Origin of the sequence: Salibaculum sp., from assembly GCF_035270045.1 — a bacterium.
Classification (GTDB): Bacteria; Pseudomonadota; Alphaproteobacteria; order Rhodobacterales; family Rhodobacteraceae; genus Salibaculum.
Genome location: NZ_DATFIP010000019.1, coordinates 97,880 through 111,073, shown reverse-complemented (window position 1 = coordinate 111,073; position 13,194 = coordinate 97,880). Strand labels below are relative to the sequence as shown.

The 13,194-nt window shown below is 66.9% G+C and carries 21 protein-coding genes and 1 pseudogene; all 22 read right to left on the bottom strand.

What is annotated here, in order from left to right; genetic code table 11:
- Window position 1: 1 nt before the first annotated feature.
- Window positions 2-244 carry a DUF5337 family protein gene (locus VJ897_RS03455; protein WP_324053278.1) on the bottom strand — a complete coding sequence of 81 codons (243 nt, stop codon included), beginning with the start codon at window positions 242-244 and terminating at the stop codon, window positions 2-4.
- Window positions 245-251: 7 nt separating this feature from the next.
- A complete protein-coding gene (locus VJ897_RS03450; protein WP_324053276.1) occupies window positions 252-923 on the bottom strand; it encodes a hypothetical protein in 672 nt (223 codons plus the stop codon).
- Window positions 924-1,054: 131 nt separating this feature from the next.
- Window positions 1,055-1,786: a helix-hairpin-helix domain-containing protein gene (locus VJ897_RS03445; protein WP_324053274.1), complete on the bottom strand. Its 732-nt coding sequence runs from the start codon at window positions 1,784-1,786 to the stop codon at window positions 1,055-1,057.
- 173 nt (window positions 1,787-1,959) lie between these two features.
- Window positions 1,960-3,066, bottom strand: coding sequence for an NADH-quinone oxidoreductase subunit E (locus VJ897_RS03440; protein ID WP_324053273.1), 1,107 nt, complete (start codon window positions 3,064-3,066; stop codon window positions 1,960-1,962).
- Between the two features lie 33 nt (window positions 3,067-3,099).
- Entirely contained in the window at window positions 3,100-3,369 is a 270-nt protein-coding gene (locus VJ897_RS03435; protein WP_324053270.1) for a hypothetical protein, read from the bottom strand.
- Entirely contained in the window at window positions 3,366-4,583 is a 1,218-nt protein-coding gene (locus tag VJ897_RS03430) for an NADH-quinone oxidoreductase subunit D (protein WP_324053269.1), read from the bottom strand. The genes VJ897_RS03435 and VJ897_RS03430 overlap by 4 nt, the downstream gene beginning before the upstream one ends.
- The gene (locus VJ897_RS03425) at window positions 4,583-4,786 is read right to left on the bottom strand and encodes a hypothetical protein (protein ID WP_324053267.1); all 204 of its coding nucleotides are present in this window, start codon (window positions 4,784-4,786) and stop codon (window positions 4,583-4,585) included. Before VJ897_RS03425 ends, VJ897_RS03430 begins: the two co-directional genes overlap by 1 nt.
- Before the next feature lie 2 nt (window positions 4,787-4,788).
- Complete coding sequence (locus tag VJ897_RS03420; protein WP_324053265.1) at window positions 4,789-5,394, bottom strand: NADH-quinone oxidoreductase subunit C; 606 nt, start codon at window positions 5,392-5,394, stop codon at window positions 4,789-4,791.
- Between the two features lie 11 nt (window positions 5,395-5,405).
- Window positions 5,406-6,023 carry a NuoB/complex I 20 kDa subunit family protein gene (locus VJ897_RS03415; RefSeq protein ID WP_324053263.1) on the bottom strand — a complete coding sequence of 206 codons (618 nt, stop codon included), beginning with the start codon at window positions 6,021-6,023 and terminating at the stop codon, window positions 5,406-5,408.
- Complete coding sequence (locus VJ897_RS03410) at window positions 6,014-6,379, bottom strand: NADH-quinone oxidoreductase subunit A (protein ID WP_324053262.1); 366 nt, start codon at window positions 6,377-6,379, stop codon at window positions 6,014-6,016. The genes VJ897_RS03415 and VJ897_RS03410 overlap by 10 nt, the downstream gene beginning before the upstream one ends.
- Before the next feature lie 188 nt (window positions 6,380-6,567).
- Window positions 6,568-6,831: a hypothetical protein gene (locus tag VJ897_RS03405; protein WP_324053261.1), complete on the bottom strand. Its 264-nt coding sequence runs from the start codon at window positions 6,829-6,831 to the stop codon at window positions 6,568-6,570.
- Window positions 6,832-6,894: 63 nt separating this feature from the next.
- Entirely contained in the window at window positions 6,895-7,575 is a 681-nt protein-coding gene (locus VJ897_RS03400) for a glutathione S-transferase family protein (protein WP_324053260.1), read from the bottom strand.
- A 176-nt stretch (window positions 7,576-7,751) separates the two neighbouring features.
- Window positions 7,752-8,210, bottom strand: a complete 459-nt coding sequence (locus VJ897_RS03395) for a hypothetical protein (RefSeq protein ID WP_324053258.1) — start codon at window positions 8,208-8,210, stop codon at window positions 7,752-7,754.
- The gene (locus VJ897_RS03390; RefSeq protein ID WP_324053256.1) at window positions 8,207-8,686 is read right to left on the bottom strand and encodes a thermonuclease family protein; all 480 of its coding nucleotides are present in this window, start codon (window positions 8,684-8,686) and stop codon (window positions 8,207-8,209) included. The genes VJ897_RS03395 and VJ897_RS03390 overlap by 4 nt, the downstream gene beginning before the upstream one ends.
- 29 nt (window positions 8,687-8,715) lie before the next feature.
- A complete protein-coding gene (locus VJ897_RS03385) occupies window positions 8,716-9,054 on the bottom strand; it encodes a hypothetical protein (RefSeq protein ID WP_324053323.1) in 339 nt (112 codons plus the stop codon).
- Window positions 9,051-9,608, bottom strand: coding sequence for a lysozyme inhibitor LprI family protein (locus tag VJ897_RS03380; protein ID WP_324053254.1), 558 nt, complete (start codon window positions 9,606-9,608; stop codon window positions 9,051-9,053). The genes VJ897_RS03385 and VJ897_RS03380 overlap by 4 nt, the downstream gene beginning before the upstream one ends.
- Window positions 9,605-10,003 (bottom strand): DUF1622 domain-containing protein, encoded by a 399-nt coding sequence (locus VJ897_RS03375; protein WP_324053252.1) that lies wholly within the window; start codon window positions 10,001-10,003, stop codon window positions 9,605-9,607. Before VJ897_RS03375 ends, VJ897_RS03380 begins: the two co-directional genes overlap by 4 nt.
- Window positions 10,004-10,005: 2 nt before the next feature.
- Window positions 10,006-10,131, bottom strand: a pseudogene (locus VJ897_RS03370) (acyl-CoA dehydrogenase family protein); the annotation flags it as partial.
- A gap of 148 nt (window positions 10,132-10,279) precedes the next feature.
- Window positions 10,280-10,684, bottom strand: coding sequence for a hypothetical protein (locus VJ897_RS03365; RefSeq protein WP_324053250.1), 405 nt, complete (start codon window positions 10,682-10,684; stop codon window positions 10,280-10,282).
- An 8-nt stretch (window positions 10,685-10,692) separates the two neighbouring features.
- On the bottom strand, window positions 10,693-11,898 hold the full coding sequence (locus VJ897_RS03360) for a DegT/DnrJ/EryC1/StrS family aminotransferase (protein WP_324053320.1): 1,206 nt from the start codon (window positions 11,896-11,898) through the stop codon (window positions 10,693-10,695).
- A 150-nt stretch (window positions 11,899-12,048) separates the two neighbouring features.
- Window positions 12,049-12,309: a hypothetical protein gene (locus tag VJ897_RS03355; RefSeq protein ID WP_324053249.1), complete on the bottom strand. Its 261-nt coding sequence runs from the start codon at window positions 12,307-12,309 to the stop codon at window positions 12,049-12,051.
- A 134-nt stretch (window positions 12,310-12,443) separates the two neighbouring features.
- A complete protein-coding gene (locus VJ897_RS03350; RefSeq protein ID WP_324053248.1) occupies window positions 12,444-13,106 on the bottom strand; it encodes an HAD-IA family hydrolase in 663 nt (220 codons plus the stop codon).
- Window positions 13,107-13,194: the final 88 nt, after the last annotated feature.

Below are 13,194 nucleotides of genomic sequence, written 5' to 3'. Positions count from 1 at the left end.
GTCATTTCTGCCTGGTCTTCTGCCAGAGTTTGTAGGTGACAGCCAGACACCAAATGAACCCCGCCAGCGCAAAGAGCGTCAGAAGAACGGCAAAGCGCGGGGCGAGGCCCAGTGTATCCGTGATCGCCGGGGCGAAGACCGACAGCAGCGCAGAAGCCACCATTACCAGCGCGATCAGCCGCCCCGTGGCGGCGATTTCCGCGCGGTCATTGTCGTGGTCGGGGTCGCGATCGGGAGCGGCCAAGGCGGTCCTACTGATTCTCTGTCTTGTTGTCCGGCGCGGGCATGGCCGACAGCGTCACCGACCCGCCCTTGGCACGGGACCTAGGCTTGTAGGCGGTGGTTTCCACCTTCTGACGCGCGGCGCTGTCCTTTGCCGCCGGGGCCTCCGCCTTCCTGGGTGCAGCCTTCCTCGCACCGGACTTCGCCCCAGGTCGCGCCGGAGCGGGCGACTGGCTGTCCGCCTGTTTGGTGCGCTTGGCCCGGGCCTCGGGGGCGGCCGGTTTCGCGGCGGCCTTGCGGGCCGATGCGGGCGCTTTTGCGGCGGGCTTGGCCGGCGCAGGCGTCGCCGCTTGCGTGTCTGCGGACGGCGCCGCCCGCGCGGTCTTGGCGGCCGGTTTTGGCACCTCGGTCTTCTCGGCAGCGGACCTGGCGGCTTGTGCCTTTGCCGCGGGCTTTGACGCGGCTGCCCGTTCATCGCCCCTCGGGGCCTTTGCCTTCGCGGCAACGGCCCTGGCCTCGGGCACGGTTTTCGCCGACGGCGCGCGCACCGGCGCCGGGCGCAACGCGACGACCGTGGGCGCGAACGCCCATTTCAGCATGCTTGTCTGGCTGGCCAGAAGCGCCGCCGCCGGGGCGGTGGACTGCACGCCAAGGCGCAGCATGGCGCCCGGCAACGTTGCAAGACTTTCAGAGGAGAACATCGCAAACATCCTTTCTGAACCCGCGGGGCGGGCCCAATTCCATGGTCCGCGCCGATCCTCCCCGATCGGTGCTCAATGAGAGGCCCACGTCACGCCGGGCCCCGCGATTGTTGCACCGCAGCATCCATCTTTCAATAGACGTCGCCCTTTTTCACCTTGTCCGAGAATTCGGTCGCCCCACCCTGGGCCAGCACCTGTGCCTGGGCGACCCAATCATCACGGCTGACCCGGCCCTTGAACCCCTGCAGGTTGTCATCCACCCAGGACACTTCGTCCGCGGTCCAGCCCGCGATCTGGTCGAAGTGATAGACCCCCATGGAATTGAGCAGCTGTTCCAGCTTGGGGCCAACCCCCTTGATCTGCTTGAGGTCGTCGGCGCCCCCCTCGTTCGGCGCGCTCATCATTTCGGGCTTGGCCGCCTGGCCCGACCCGGCGCTGCTGTCAGGCTCGGTGCCTTTATCCATCTCATTTCCCGCGGCCTTGACGGCTTCGGCACTCGGCTTCGGCATCGGCTCGGGGTCGGGCACCGGCTCCGCCTCGGGGGCGGGTTCGGGTGCAGACTCGGACGGGGCCACCGCGGCAGCCGCGGGCGACGCCGCTGCGGCGCTTGGCTCAGGGTCAGTGGGCGACGTGCCCGTCTGCGAGGCCGAGGCCGGGGGCGATCCCCCCTGCGACATCGCCGCGCCGCCCTCCGCGCCCGCGCGGGCGAGCAGCCACCAGACGATGACGCCCACGATCACGCCGATCACCAGGGCGAAAAAGCCGCCGAAGGCGATGCCGAAGCGGGCGATCGCGAAGGCCACGAGCCCACACAGAATCGCGATGGCGATCGTGAAGGTCGATCCGTTTGGTCTGTCGGTCATTGTTCAATACCTTTCCCTGTCGTGACTGCCCGCCAACCGGGCAGCGCGCATGGGTCGGCGAGTCTCTCCGACCATGACGACAGACTAGGCAGCACGACCCGTTTTGATAAGGGTCTTGCCCCCGACGCTACGACGATGCTGGCATTCCGGCCACGCGCGGCCGGACGGGCGCCTTATTGGTCCGCCAGTTCACGGGCCTGGGCGACCCAGTCGTCGCGCGTGATCCGGCCCTTGAACCTCAGCCTGGAGTCGACCCAGGCAATTTCCGCGGGTCCCCAAGCGGCGATCTGGTCGAAATGCCAGAAGCCAAGATCGTTGAGCGTGGCCTCCAGCTTGGGGCCCACGCCGCTGATCTTCTTGAGATCGTCGGCGGTGGCGCCCGCGCGCGGTCCGTCCAGGGTCTCGGGCTCGGCCTCGGCCACCGCATCGGCCTGTTGCCCGGCGGGCACCGACTTGGACGGCGGCTTGGCCGGGGTGGCGGCCTTGGCCTCCTGCTTGGTGACACCCGTGCGGTCGGCGGAGCCATTGGTTATCTCGGGCCGGGCCGCGGTGCCGGGGCGGTCCGCGCCACCCTTGTCCAGCCAAGGCGTGATCAGCGCCGTCTCGGTACCGTCAATACGCTTGATGGTGTCGTCCTGCGCCAAGGCCAGGTCGACGCTGGCGTTGTGCGCGTAGTGTCCCGATTCGAACTCCTTGAGCGATGTCAGGCCCTTCAGCGGCTCGGACGAAAAGCGGCCCGTCTGTGGCCCCGGGGTCGGCACCTTGCCGGCGGCAAGCTCGTCCAGGATCTCGGACAGGCGCTCGGCGGTCAGGTCCTCGTAGTAGTCCTTGCCGATCTGGGCCATCGGCGCATTGGAACAGGCGCCGAGGCACTCGACCTCCTCCCACGAAAAGCGGCCGTCCCCAGACAGGACATGGGGCTTGTCGGCGATCTTTTCGCGGCAGACGCGGACCAGATCCTCGGCCCCGCAAATCATGCACGACGTGGTGCCGCAGACCTGGATATGGGCCAGGCTGCCAACCGGCTTCAACTGGAACATGAAGTAGAAAGAGGCCACTTCCAGCGCCCGGATATGGGCCAGTCCCAGCATGTCGGCCACGTATTCGATGGCCGGGCGCGACAGCCAGCCTTCCTGCTCCTGGGCGCGCCACAGCAGCGGGATGATCGCGCTGGCCTGGCGGCCCTCGGGGTACTTGGTGATCTGAGCCTCGGCCCAGGCCCGGTTGGCGGGCGTGAAGTCGAAGCTGTCGGGCTGGTCGTGGTGCGGACGGCGGAGCATGGTCTTAATGTCTTTCCGTGTCTTGACCGCCCGTTACGGGCAGGTCTCGTTCGTCAGTTCGGCGGACCCGTCTTCACGCAGGGCCAGCGCGCCGGAGGCGTAGAGCTCGGCAATGACCGCGTTCACCTTTTCGGGCGGCAGGCCCGAGGCCGCCATGATCGTGTCACCATTTTCAACGGTGACGACACAGCCGGCCTCTTCGATGGCCTGCGCCATGGACGCCACGTCCTCGGGATCGGCCTGCTGCTGCGCAAGCGCGGGCGCAGCGGTCACGAGGGCCAGCAAGGCGGCGGCGCGGATCATCTGTCAACCTCGCCGAAGACGATGTCGAGCGAGCCGAGAATGGCCGAGACGTCGGCCAGCTGGTAGCCCGATCCGAGGTGGTCCATGGATTGAAGGTGCAGATAACCCGGTGCGCGGATCTTGGCACGATAGGGTTTGTTGGTGCCATCCGACACCAGGTAGACGCCGAATTCCCCCTTGGGCGCCTCCACACAGGCATAGACCTCGCCCTCGGGAACGCGGAACCCCTCGGTGTAGAGCTTGAAGTGATGGATCAGCGCCTCCATCGAGGTCTTCATGTCCGACCGCGTCGGCGGGGTCAGCTTGCCACGGGTCAGAACGTCGCCCTGGTTTTCCGGCTCACGCAGCTTGGCACAGGCCTGGCGCATGATATGGGCCGACTGGCGCATCTCTTCCATGCGGCAGAGGTAACGGTCGTAGCAGTCGCCGTTCTTGCCCACCGGGATCTGGAAGTCGAATTCGTCATAGCATTCATAGGGCTGGGCGCGGCGCAGGTCCCAGGCCAGGCCCGATCCGCGGGCCATGACGCCGGAATAGGCCCAGTCCTGGATGTCCTGTTCGGTGACGACGCCGATATCGACATTGCGCTGCTTGAAGATCCGGTTTTCGGTCAGCAGCTCGCTGATGTCGTCGACCACCTTGGGAAACTTCTCGGCCCAGGCGTCGATATCGTCGATCAGCTTGGGTGGAAGGTCCTGGTGAACACCGCCGGGGCGGAAATAGGCCGCGTGCAGACGCGCGCCGCAGGCCCTTTCGTAGAAGATCATAAGATCCTCGCGTGCCTCGAAGCCCCACAGCGGCGGGGTCAGCGCCCCCACGTCCATCGCCTGTGTGGTCACGTTCAGCAAGTGGTTCAGGATGCGGCCGATCTCGCAGTAGAGCACACGGATGAGGGACGCGCGGCGCGGGATCTCGACTCCCGACAGTTTCTCGATGGCCAGGCACCACGCGTGTTCCTGGTTCATCGTGCCGACGTAGTCCAGCCTGTCGAAGTAAGGCAGGTTCTGCAGGTAGGTCCGGCTTTCCATCAGCTTCTCGGTGCCGCGGTGCAGCAGGCCGATGTGGGGGTCCACCCGTTCGACGATCTCGCCGTCAAGCTCCAGCACCATGCGCAGCACACCGTGCGCCGCCGGGTGCTGGGGGCCGAAGTTGATGTTGAAGTTGCGGATTTTCTGTTCGCCCGTCTGGGCGTCATCGAATTTGGTGCCGTCCATCACGCGCGCCTTTCGTCGATCTGGTCCTTGAAGGCCATGATCCAGAGCAGGATCAGCGCCACCAAGGGAAATATCGCGAGGATCGCGACCCAGTTAGGAATTCCGAACCGGGGCAGGAGCCGCCAGAACGGCACCACGATCAATGCCCCGATGACGAGCATCATGAGAAAGCCGCCGCCACCCATGCCGTAACTTCCCATCATTTCTAAGCCTCCTCGCCCTTTTCATCACCGGGCAGGATGTAATCCGCCCCTTCCCAGGGCGACATGAAATCGAACTGGCGGTATTCCTGCACCAGGTTGACGGGTTCGTAGACGACCCGCTTTTCGACCTCGTCATAGCGGACCTCGGTATAACCGGTGGTCGGGAAATCCTTGCGCAGGGGATGCCCGCGAAAGCCGTAGTCGGTCAGGATGCGGCGCAGGTCCGGGTGGCCCGAAAACAGGATGCCGAACATGTCGAAGACTTCGCGCTCGAACCAGTTGGCCGAGGGGTGCACCTCGGTGATCGAGGCGACCACGTCATCCTCGTGAATGCCCATCCGCAGGCGGATGCGCTGGTTCTGGTACATCGACAGGAAGTGATAGACGAGGTCGAACCGCTTGACGCGCCCGGGATGGTCCACCGCGGTTATGTCCACCAGCGTCGAGAACTTGCAGGTCGCGTCGGTCTTGAGGAACTCGACGAAGCCCGCGATGTTCGCCGGGGCGATCTCGACGGTCAGCTCGTCGCGGGCGATCCCCCAACCAAGCACGCAGTCGCTTCGCTTGAGCTCGATGTGGGTGCCAAGATCCTTGAGGGCTTCGGTCATGAGGGGCGCCTTTAGCGGGTGATTGTGCCGGTGCGGCGGATTTTGCGGGCCAGCTGGAGGATGCCGTAAAGCAGCGCCTCGGCCGTGGGCGGGCAACCGGGCACGTAAATGTCGACGGGCACCACGCGATCGCAGCCGCGCACAACGGAATAACTGTAGTGATAGTAGCCGCCACCATTGGCACAGGACCCCATCGAGATGACGTAGCGCGGCTCCGGCATCTGGTCGTAGACCTTGCGCAGCGCCGGGGCCATCTTGTTGGTCAGCGTGCCGGCCACGATCATGACGTCCGACTGTCTTGGCGAGGCGCGCGGGGCCACGCCGAAGCGTTCGGCGTCGTAGCGCGGCATCGAGGAATGCATCATCTCGACCGCGCAGCAGGCAAGGCCGAAGGTCATCCAGTGGAGGCTGCCGGTGCGCGCCCAGTTGATAAGGTCCTCGGACGAGGCCACGAGGAATCCCTTGTCCTGCAACTGCTTGTTGAGATCCTGGGTGGCGATCCCGGTGTCGGCCCCGGCGGCATCGGCGTCATAGGGCGCCTTGACCGACGGGGCGGATTTCACGCGCGCCTCCTGCTGGCCGTCGCCCTGCACGTCCGTCACAAGCGGCTTGTCGTCGCTCATTCCCATTCCAGCGCCCCTTTCTTCCATTCGTAGGCAAAGCCCACTGTCAACACGGCCAGGAACACCATCATCGACCAGAAGCCGGCCATGCTGATGTCGGCAAAGGCCACCGCCCAGGGAAACAGGAAGGCCACTTCCAGGTCGAAGATGATGAACAGGATCGACACCAGGTAGAAGCGCACGTCGAACTTCATGCGCGCGTCGTCGAAGGCGTTGAAACCGCACTCGTAGGCGCTGACCTTCTCGGGATCGGGATTGCGCACCGCCAGGACGACGGCGGCGAGGATCAGCACCAGGCCCAAGCCGATCGCCAGCCCCAGGAAGACGATGATGGGCAGGTATTCCCTGAGAAACTCTTCCACGCGGCAGCTCCCTTAGGTGGTCTTGGGCGGTCTCGGGCGGTGCGGGTCAAGTGCCGTTGGGCGCCAGCCCGCTTGGATTGCCCCTCCATGTATCCCCGTGACCGGGGGTGGTCAACGCCATGACCGGCCAAACCGGCGAAACTTTACCTCGAACGGACCGCCCTGATGGCCCGATGTCCGCTGCAGGATCAGGCGCCCGCCCAGGAGGGTGCGCGCTTGTGGAAGACGGCTGCGATGCCCTGACTGACCTCGCCGCTTTTCCGGCACGCGGCCAGCGGCGACGGGTCCAGCCCCGTGTCATGGCCAAGCGCCGACACCCGGGCCTTCGCCGACCCGGTCACCACGTCACCCGCGGCGCCGGGGACACAAGAGCAACCGCCCCGGCCCGCGACCGCTGCGTCGAAGACCCGCGGACCGCGCACTTTGGGCGTCAGCGCCGCCTTTCTAGCCACCGAGGCATGCCGCGGGTCGTTCTACAGCCCGTCGCGGGGACAAATTCGCCGGTTTCGACCCGCTCAACCACCAGGACCGCCCCACGGCGGATAAAAGTCCTGCGCGTAAAGCCGGTTGCCCTCGTCCTCGGGCGGCAGGGACTTGTGGAAGTCCTCGCGCTCGGTGATCCGGTCATACCACTTGGCCAGTTCGGGATAGCCGTCGAGCGTCACGAAATGCCGGCCCATGTAGACCGCCTGACCCACACCGATATCGGCGGCCGAGAACCCGGAGGTCAGCAGGTAATCCCGGTTCTCGACCGGGGTCGAAAGCCGCGCCTCGATCACGTCATAGCACCTGGCCAGGCGCCGCGCCTCCAGCTTCATCACCGTGGGTGACCGCATGGAGTCGTCGAACAGCGCGACATGCTGCTGTGTCAGCGCGGCCGTGTGCTGGGTGACGGTCTCGGCGAAATGCACCCAGACCAGCCAGTCCATGCGGTCCAGGTCGCCCGGCGGGCGGCCCAGCCCCGCATCGGGATGGGTTTCGCAAAGGTACTCGGCGATCGCGCCGGTTTCGGTCATGACCTCGCCCTCGATCTCCAACGCCGGAACCCGGCCCAGCGGGTTGAGGGTGCGATAGGCGTCGCTGCGCAACGTCTCGTCGAACGGGTAGAGCACCAGGTCGAAATCGACCTCCAGCTCGTGCAGCAGCCAGAGCGTGCGCATGGAGCGGGTCTGGTGGCAGTGATGCAGGCGGATCATGGCGCGTCCTTTTCCTGTGCGATCAGCGGGGTTCCGGCGGCGACCTGCGCGCCAGCCTGCACCATGATTCTGGCAATGCAACCGTCGCGCGGCGCAACCCCTGTGCCTTGGCCGCGCGGACGACGCGGCAGGCGATCTCGCCACGGTCGGCGGTCAGCAGGGTGTCCAGAATCGGGCTAGTCCCCGTCCTTGTCCCCGTCCAGCACCGAGTATTTCCGGTACCGGTGGCGGTAGATGAGGTTCGGCCGGTCCCCCTCGACAAGGTAGAAGATGATCCCGACCGAGACGATCCCGTCGAAGAGCAGCAACACGTCCGGGTTCGCGCCGACGTTGCGCACGAAGGCGTAGAGGTTGAACCCCGCCATCACCAGCGCGACCACGACCGCCCAGGGCAACCGCAGCCACAGCCCCACCCCCGCCAGCACCGGCAGCAGCCCGCCCAGCAGGATCACCCCCGGCGCATAGCCCGCCCCGGCGAACAGCCACAGCTTGAGCAGGCCGACGAGGACCAGGTAGACAGAGATGACGTGAAGCGCCGGGGTCAGACGACCCTTGGGATGGGCGCGCGCAACCTGCGGGTCGACATGAACCCACGGAACACCGGAATAGGCGTCGGGCTTTTCTTGCTCGGTCATGCGGGGACTCCTTTCAGCTGGTCGCACCATGGCCTGTCCCCCCGCAAGTAGGGCCGCGCCAGACCGGCGTCGAGAAGGTGGCCTGACGCCGCCCGCCCATCCAGTAGAAGCCGGCCCAGCCCGCGGTCGTAGCGGTCGGTCTCGCCCGAGAGCATCACCTCTACCTGCCCTGCGCGGTAGAGCTTCCAGCGTAGAAACAGGCTGGCACGTGCAGCCAACAGCCGTTCCTGCCAGCAGCCGCCGCGCAGTTCCGGCGTGTCGATGCCCGACAGCCGCAGGCGGGTCTGCGACGCTTCGGCGCAGGTCATGGCGATGGTGTCGCCGTCGATGACGCGCACCAATCGGCAATCGCCCTCGGCCTTCATCCAGCCGTTCACGTAGTCGGCCACCACCGGCGCGGCGATGATCACGAAGACCGCCGTCGCGATCTTGCCCAGGGGCCGCCGGCCCCGCCCCGGACCACGATAGCCGCGCATGCGCGGCATGCGGGTGCGCCGCAGAACCATTACATGCGGAACACGCAGAAGCGCATGTCCTCGATGGGGGCCTCGAGCGCGGCGCGCAGCGACCGGACCGGCACCTTGCGACTGTCGCGCGGGTCGATCACGCCGTCATCCCAGAGGCGCGCGATGACCCCGGCGCATGGCGCGCCGCCCTCATAAATGCCATGGGCCGCCGTTACGCCCCTTTCGAGGAACTCCGACCCGGGGTCGAGGACCTTGGCCAGCCGAGCGGGCGGGGGCAACTTGCCGCGTCCGGCCGGGCGCGCGCCGGCCTGTTCGCCGCCACTCTGGGCGGCCCGCGCCGTCTCGCGCGCCGGTGTCGTGTCATGGGCCTGTCTCATGGGCCCTCCGCGAACAGGAATTTCAGGTCGATCGTGCGTTCGGCGGTCATCTGCAACCGGCAGGACGAGGCGAAAGTCATCCGGACCGTGCCCGCCCCGCCCTCGGCCCGGGCGAGGGCGCAGTCGGCATCGCGAAAGGCGATCCAGGCGCGTTGCGCCGCTAGCAGGCTCTCGGCCCGGGTCGCAAATTCGGGAAACCGCGCCGACTCGGCGGCATCCAGGGCCTGCGCGGCAACGCGCGCACGCATGTATTCGGCGTTGAGCAGCCTGTCCCAGGCCTCGGTCTCGGCCAGGACGCAGAACATCAGGCCCTGGGTGGAATAGCCGCCCGGCTCGGCCTCCATGCAGGCGGCAGAGCCTTGCCCGATACAGACCTCGGCGGCCGCGCGGGTGCGCGATACGGCCAGGCAGGGGTGCACCCCGTCCATGTACTGCATGAGCGCCGCCACCCGGGGCTGTGGTTCAGCCCACGCCCCGGTGGTGGCGAGCAGGCCGAGGAAAAGCGCGAAGAGCCGGGAACCACCCGGCGCCCTGCCGCCTCGACCGCAGTTCATTCGTCCAGCTCCCGTCTTATCAACTCGAGCTCGTGATCCAGGAAATACGAGATAACCGCACGGATGATGACCAGCAAAAGCAGGAACACCAGGTCCGTCAGCGCGAGACTGAGCGCGGTGTGAATAACATCCGTGACGATGAACAGTTCCAGCCCGGCCAGGATGTAATGGCCCAGTTCGGCCCGGGCACCATTGGTCCGGCGCAGGCGGTCGGTCCCGCGCCGGGCGACCTCGGCCCGCGCCACGCTCAGGATGAAGCGCACGGCCCCGATGATCAGCAGCAGGCAGGCGAATATGTCGATGATGGCCGCCGCCCATTCCAAGCTGTCGACCAGCCACGGCAGGCGTCCATGCAGGATGCCGCCGGTCTGCTCGGTATCGAACAACGATTCCATGGTCAGCCCATCGCTCCCATCCGTTTCTTCCCGATCAGCATGTGGCGGATCTCGCTGGTGCCGGCATAGAAATCCATCAGCTTGGCCTCGCGGAACAGAGGGCTGACCACGTTGTCATTCATGAAACCCGTCCATGGCCTGTTGACTGGCGCAACGGGCGCCCCGGCCCGGCTGCCCTAGTCGAATTCGAGTGATGCGGTGACCACGCCATGCTCCCGCTCGTTGGGCGCGTATTATCGAACAATTGTAAAATTTTTGCAGGTGCAACCGCCGCCGTCAATCGTCTTCCCTCAGCCCGAAACACGACAGGTCCAGGCGCCGGGCATTGGCCCGTTCCCGCGGCGTCAGCGGGTAGCGTGCCAGCATCTCGCGGTAGTGGTGATGCAGCCGCGCGCCCCAGTCCCGGCGCAGATGGCCCATCAACCGCTCATGCGCCTCGATCCAGGTCTGCCGACTGTAATTGTCGTCGATCGTCGGACGATGCTTTCCGAAACGGCGTGGCGTGGTGCGCCGCGTGGCGGCCTCGGCCTCCTGCACCATGGTCCGGGTCAGGCCGCTGAGCGTCTCGAAAAGCCAGTCTTCGGCATCCTCGACCTGGTCGGGGACAGCGATCCCGGGCCCCCGATACCCCAGCCGCGCGAGCGCCGCGCGCAACGCGGCCTCGGCCTCGGTGCCCGTCACTGCGCCTGTCACTGCGCCGCGACCCCCGCCTGCCAGACGGCCCCGACCTCGGCGCGGATGATCCGGGCGATCTGGGCGCAATCCTCTGGGGTGAAGGTCAGCGGCAGACGCATGTCGACGATGCCGCGCAGAACCCTGTCGCTTGCGGGCATGGGATCGGACGGGGCATAATGCCAACTGTCATAGCGGCTGGTGAAACCCTGCGGTTCCGCGGCACCGAACCACTTGAGCTCGACCCCACGGCGGGCACAACGGGCCAGCACCTCCTCGATGGCGGGCCCGGACCAGTCCAGAAGCAGGAACTGGTAGGACGAGGCGACGAAGCCCTCGCCCTCGGGCCGGTCGATCCGGGCCAGGCCCGGGGTGTCGGCAAGGCCCGCATCGACAGCGGCATGGAGCGCGTTCCAGCGGGCACACTGCCGGTCCAGATCGGCCAGTTGCGGCCGCAGGATGGCCGCGCGCAAGTTGTCCATGCGCCCCGAGACATTGGGCGTGTCATACTTTATCCGCGCAAAGACCTCGGGCGGCGGCGCCGCCCTGTGGCGGTCGAACAGCATGTAGGACCCCGACAGCAGGATTGCCCGGGCCATGGTCTGGGCATCGTCCGAAACCAGCAATCCCCCCTCGCCCGAGTTCATGTGCTTGTAAGTCTGGGTCGAGAAACATCCCATGCGGCCCCAGCGCCCCGTGGGCCTGCCGCGCCAATGCGCACCCATGGTGTGCGCGCAGTCCTCGATCAGGGTCAGGCCGTGCGTATCACAGAGCCCCACCAGCTTTTCCATGTCGCAGATGTGCCCGCGCATGTGCGACAGCATGAGCACATCGGCGCGGTCCGCCTTCGCGGCCAGATCGTCCAGGTCAATCACAAGGCCTTCGGTCACGCCGACGAAAACGGGCTGCGCGCCGATACCGGCAATGGCGCCGGGCACCGGCGCCAGCGTGAAGGCATTGGTCAGGACCCGGTCGCCGGGCCCCACGCCGACGGCCCGCAGCGCCGTGGCAAGCGCATAGCCCCCCGAGGCCACGGCCAGCGCGTACCTAGCCCCGACGGAGGCGGCGAATTCCTCTTCCAGGGCCGCGACCTCGGGAACCTCGCCCGGCGTGATGTTGTAGCGGTGGAGCCGTCCGTGGCGCATGACCTCGACGGCGGCTGCTATCCCCGCCTCGGGGATCGGTTCCTGCTGGGTGAACCTGCCTTCGAAGACCTCTTCCATCCCGCTCATCCCCGCCGGCGCGCGGCGCTGCCGTCCTCCATGACGGTGGCGCAAGGGCCGGCCCAAGCACGCAACCACCTCTGGGACCGTAGCAAATCGCAAAGACTCCGGAAAGCCAAGACCGGTCGCCCGCGAGCCGGTGCGCCCGGATCAGCCCGACAGCAGGAGGCGCCACACAAGGTAGTTGGGCGCGAAGCCTGCAAACGCGACACAACCGACCTGTGCCCAGGCGACCATGCGCCCCATGGCCCCCTTGCCCTGACTGGCGGGATACAGCGTGTAGGCCCCTGCCATGACGGCGTAGCCCGCAGCTTCGCGCTTGCGGTTCGCCCGCTCGCGTTCCGCCATCGCCCGCTCGAAAACCTCTTTCTGGCGCGCCGCCTCGGCCGCCTGGCGTTCCTGCCGGGTCATTTCTTCCTGCATGGGTGTCGAAACCTCCCTCTTTATCCTCGGGCGAAGTAGACCGGCCACTCGTGATATCCAATCACTCGATCAGTTATTCCTGCCAAGCGCAACGATCCGAGCACCTGGCGTCGCAACGCCGATCAGCCGATCAGCCGCCGGACCTCGGCGCCCAGCGCATCGTACCCGCCGATCAGACCCTGCGCCCCCATCCCGCGCACCGCATCGCCGTGCGGGCCGAAGGTGACGAGAATCACGGGCACCCCGGCGGCGCGGGCCGTGTCACGGTCGGTCACCGTGTCCCCGACCAGGACCGAGCTCTCGGATCGACCGCCAGCCCGGTCCACCGCCGCCAGGTAGGGGGCGGCATCGGGCTTGCGCGTGGGCAGCGTGTCGGCACCGATCAGCGAGGCGAAAAGATCCCGCACGCCGAGGCTGGTCAGCAACCGGTCGGCCAGCGCTTCGGGCTTGTTGGTGCAGACCCCGACCCTGTAGCCGGCCCCGCGCAGCGCCTCGATCGCCGGGAGTGCGCCGGGAAAAAGCCGCGAGTGCACGTCGAGCGCCGCGGCGTAGTGCGACAGGAACAGGGGATACTGCCGGTCCACCTCTGCCGCGTCGCGCATGCCGGCGCGCGCCAATCCAAGCGCCAGCATGGCCCGCCCGCCACGCATCGCCGTGGCCGCATCCGTCACCGGGTCCAGCAACGCGCCCGGCCCGAAATCGCGCAGGCAGACATTGGCCGCGGCCACCATGTCGCCGCTGGTTTCGGCCAGGGTGCCGTCGAGGTCGAAAATCACGGTGCGCATCACGGGTCTCCGGCAAGGTTTCGCCTTCTGTAACCTGACGACACGCGATGTGAAGCCCCCCGCCTTGCCAAGCCCACTGTGGGCGGTA

Bases quoted from the DNA above. Each gene is read 5' to 3' on its own strand.
- VJ897_RS03415 (WP_324053263.1), bottom strand. From the start codon at position 6,023: ATGGGAATGAGCGACGACAAGCCGCTTGTGACGGACGTGCAGGGCGAC.
- VJ897_RS03445 (WP_324053274.1), bottom strand. From the start codon at position 1,786: ATGACCGACAGACCAAACGGATCGACCTTCACGATCGCCATCGCGATT.
- VJ897_RS03355 (WP_324053249.1), bottom strand. From the start codon at position 12,309: ATGACCCGGCAGGAACGCCAGGCGGCCGAGGCGGCGCGCCAGAAAGAG.
- VJ897_RS03430 (WP_324053269.1), bottom strand. From the start codon at position 4,583: ATGGACGGCACCAAATTCGATGACGCCCAGACGGGCGAACAGAAAATC.
- VJ897_RS03395 (WP_324053258.1), bottom strand. From the start codon at position 8,210: ATGACCGAGCAAGAAAAGCCCGACGCCTATTCCGGTGTTCCGTGGGTT.
- VJ897_RS03435 (WP_324053270.1), bottom strand. From the start codon at position 3,369: ATGATCCGCGCCGCCGCCTTGCTGGCCCTCGTGACCGCTGCGCCCGCG.
- VJ897_RS03400 (WP_324053260.1), bottom strand. From the start codon at position 7,575: ATGATCCGCCTGCATCACTGCCACCAGACCCGCTCCATGCGCACGCTC.
- VJ897_RS03375 (WP_324053252.1), bottom strand. From the start codon at position 10,003: ATGGAATCGTTGTTCGATACCGAGCAGACCGGCGGCATCCTGCATGGA.
- VJ897_RS03390 (WP_324053256.1), bottom strand. From the start codon at position 8,686: ATGCGCGGCTATCGTGGTCCGGGGCGGGGCCGGCGGCCCCTGGGCAAG.
- VJ897_RS03350 (WP_324053248.1), bottom strand. From the start codon at position 13,106: ATGCGCACCGTGATTTTCGACCTCGACGGCACCCTGGCCGAAACCAGC.
- VJ897_RS03420 (WP_324053265.1), bottom strand. From the start codon at position 5,394: ATGACCGAAGCCCTCAAGGATCTTGGCACCCACATCGAGCTCAAGCGA.
- VJ897_RS03440 (WP_324053273.1), bottom strand. From the start codon at position 3,066: ATGCTCCGCCGTCCGCACCACGACCAGCCCGACAGCTTCGACTTCACG.
- VJ897_RS03385 (WP_324053323.1), bottom strand. From the start codon at position 9,054: ATGAGACAGGCCCATGACACGACACCGGCGCGCGAGACGGCGCGGGCC.
- VJ897_RS03360 (WP_324053320.1), bottom strand. From the start codon at position 11,898: ATGGAAGAGGTCTTCGAAGGCAGGTTCACCCAGCAGGAACCGATCCCC.
- VJ897_RS03380 (WP_324053254.1), bottom strand. From the start codon at position 9,608: ATGAACTGCGGTCGAGGCGGCAGGGCGCCGGGTGGTTCCCGGCTCTTC.
- VJ897_RS03450 (WP_324053276.1), bottom strand. From the start codon at position 923: ATGTTCTCCTCTGAAAGTCTTGCAACGTTGCCGGGCGCCATGCTGCGC.
- VJ897_RS03425 (WP_324053267.1), bottom strand. From the start codon at position 4,786: ATGATGGGAAGTTACGGCATGGGTGGCGGCGGCTTTCTCATGATGCTC.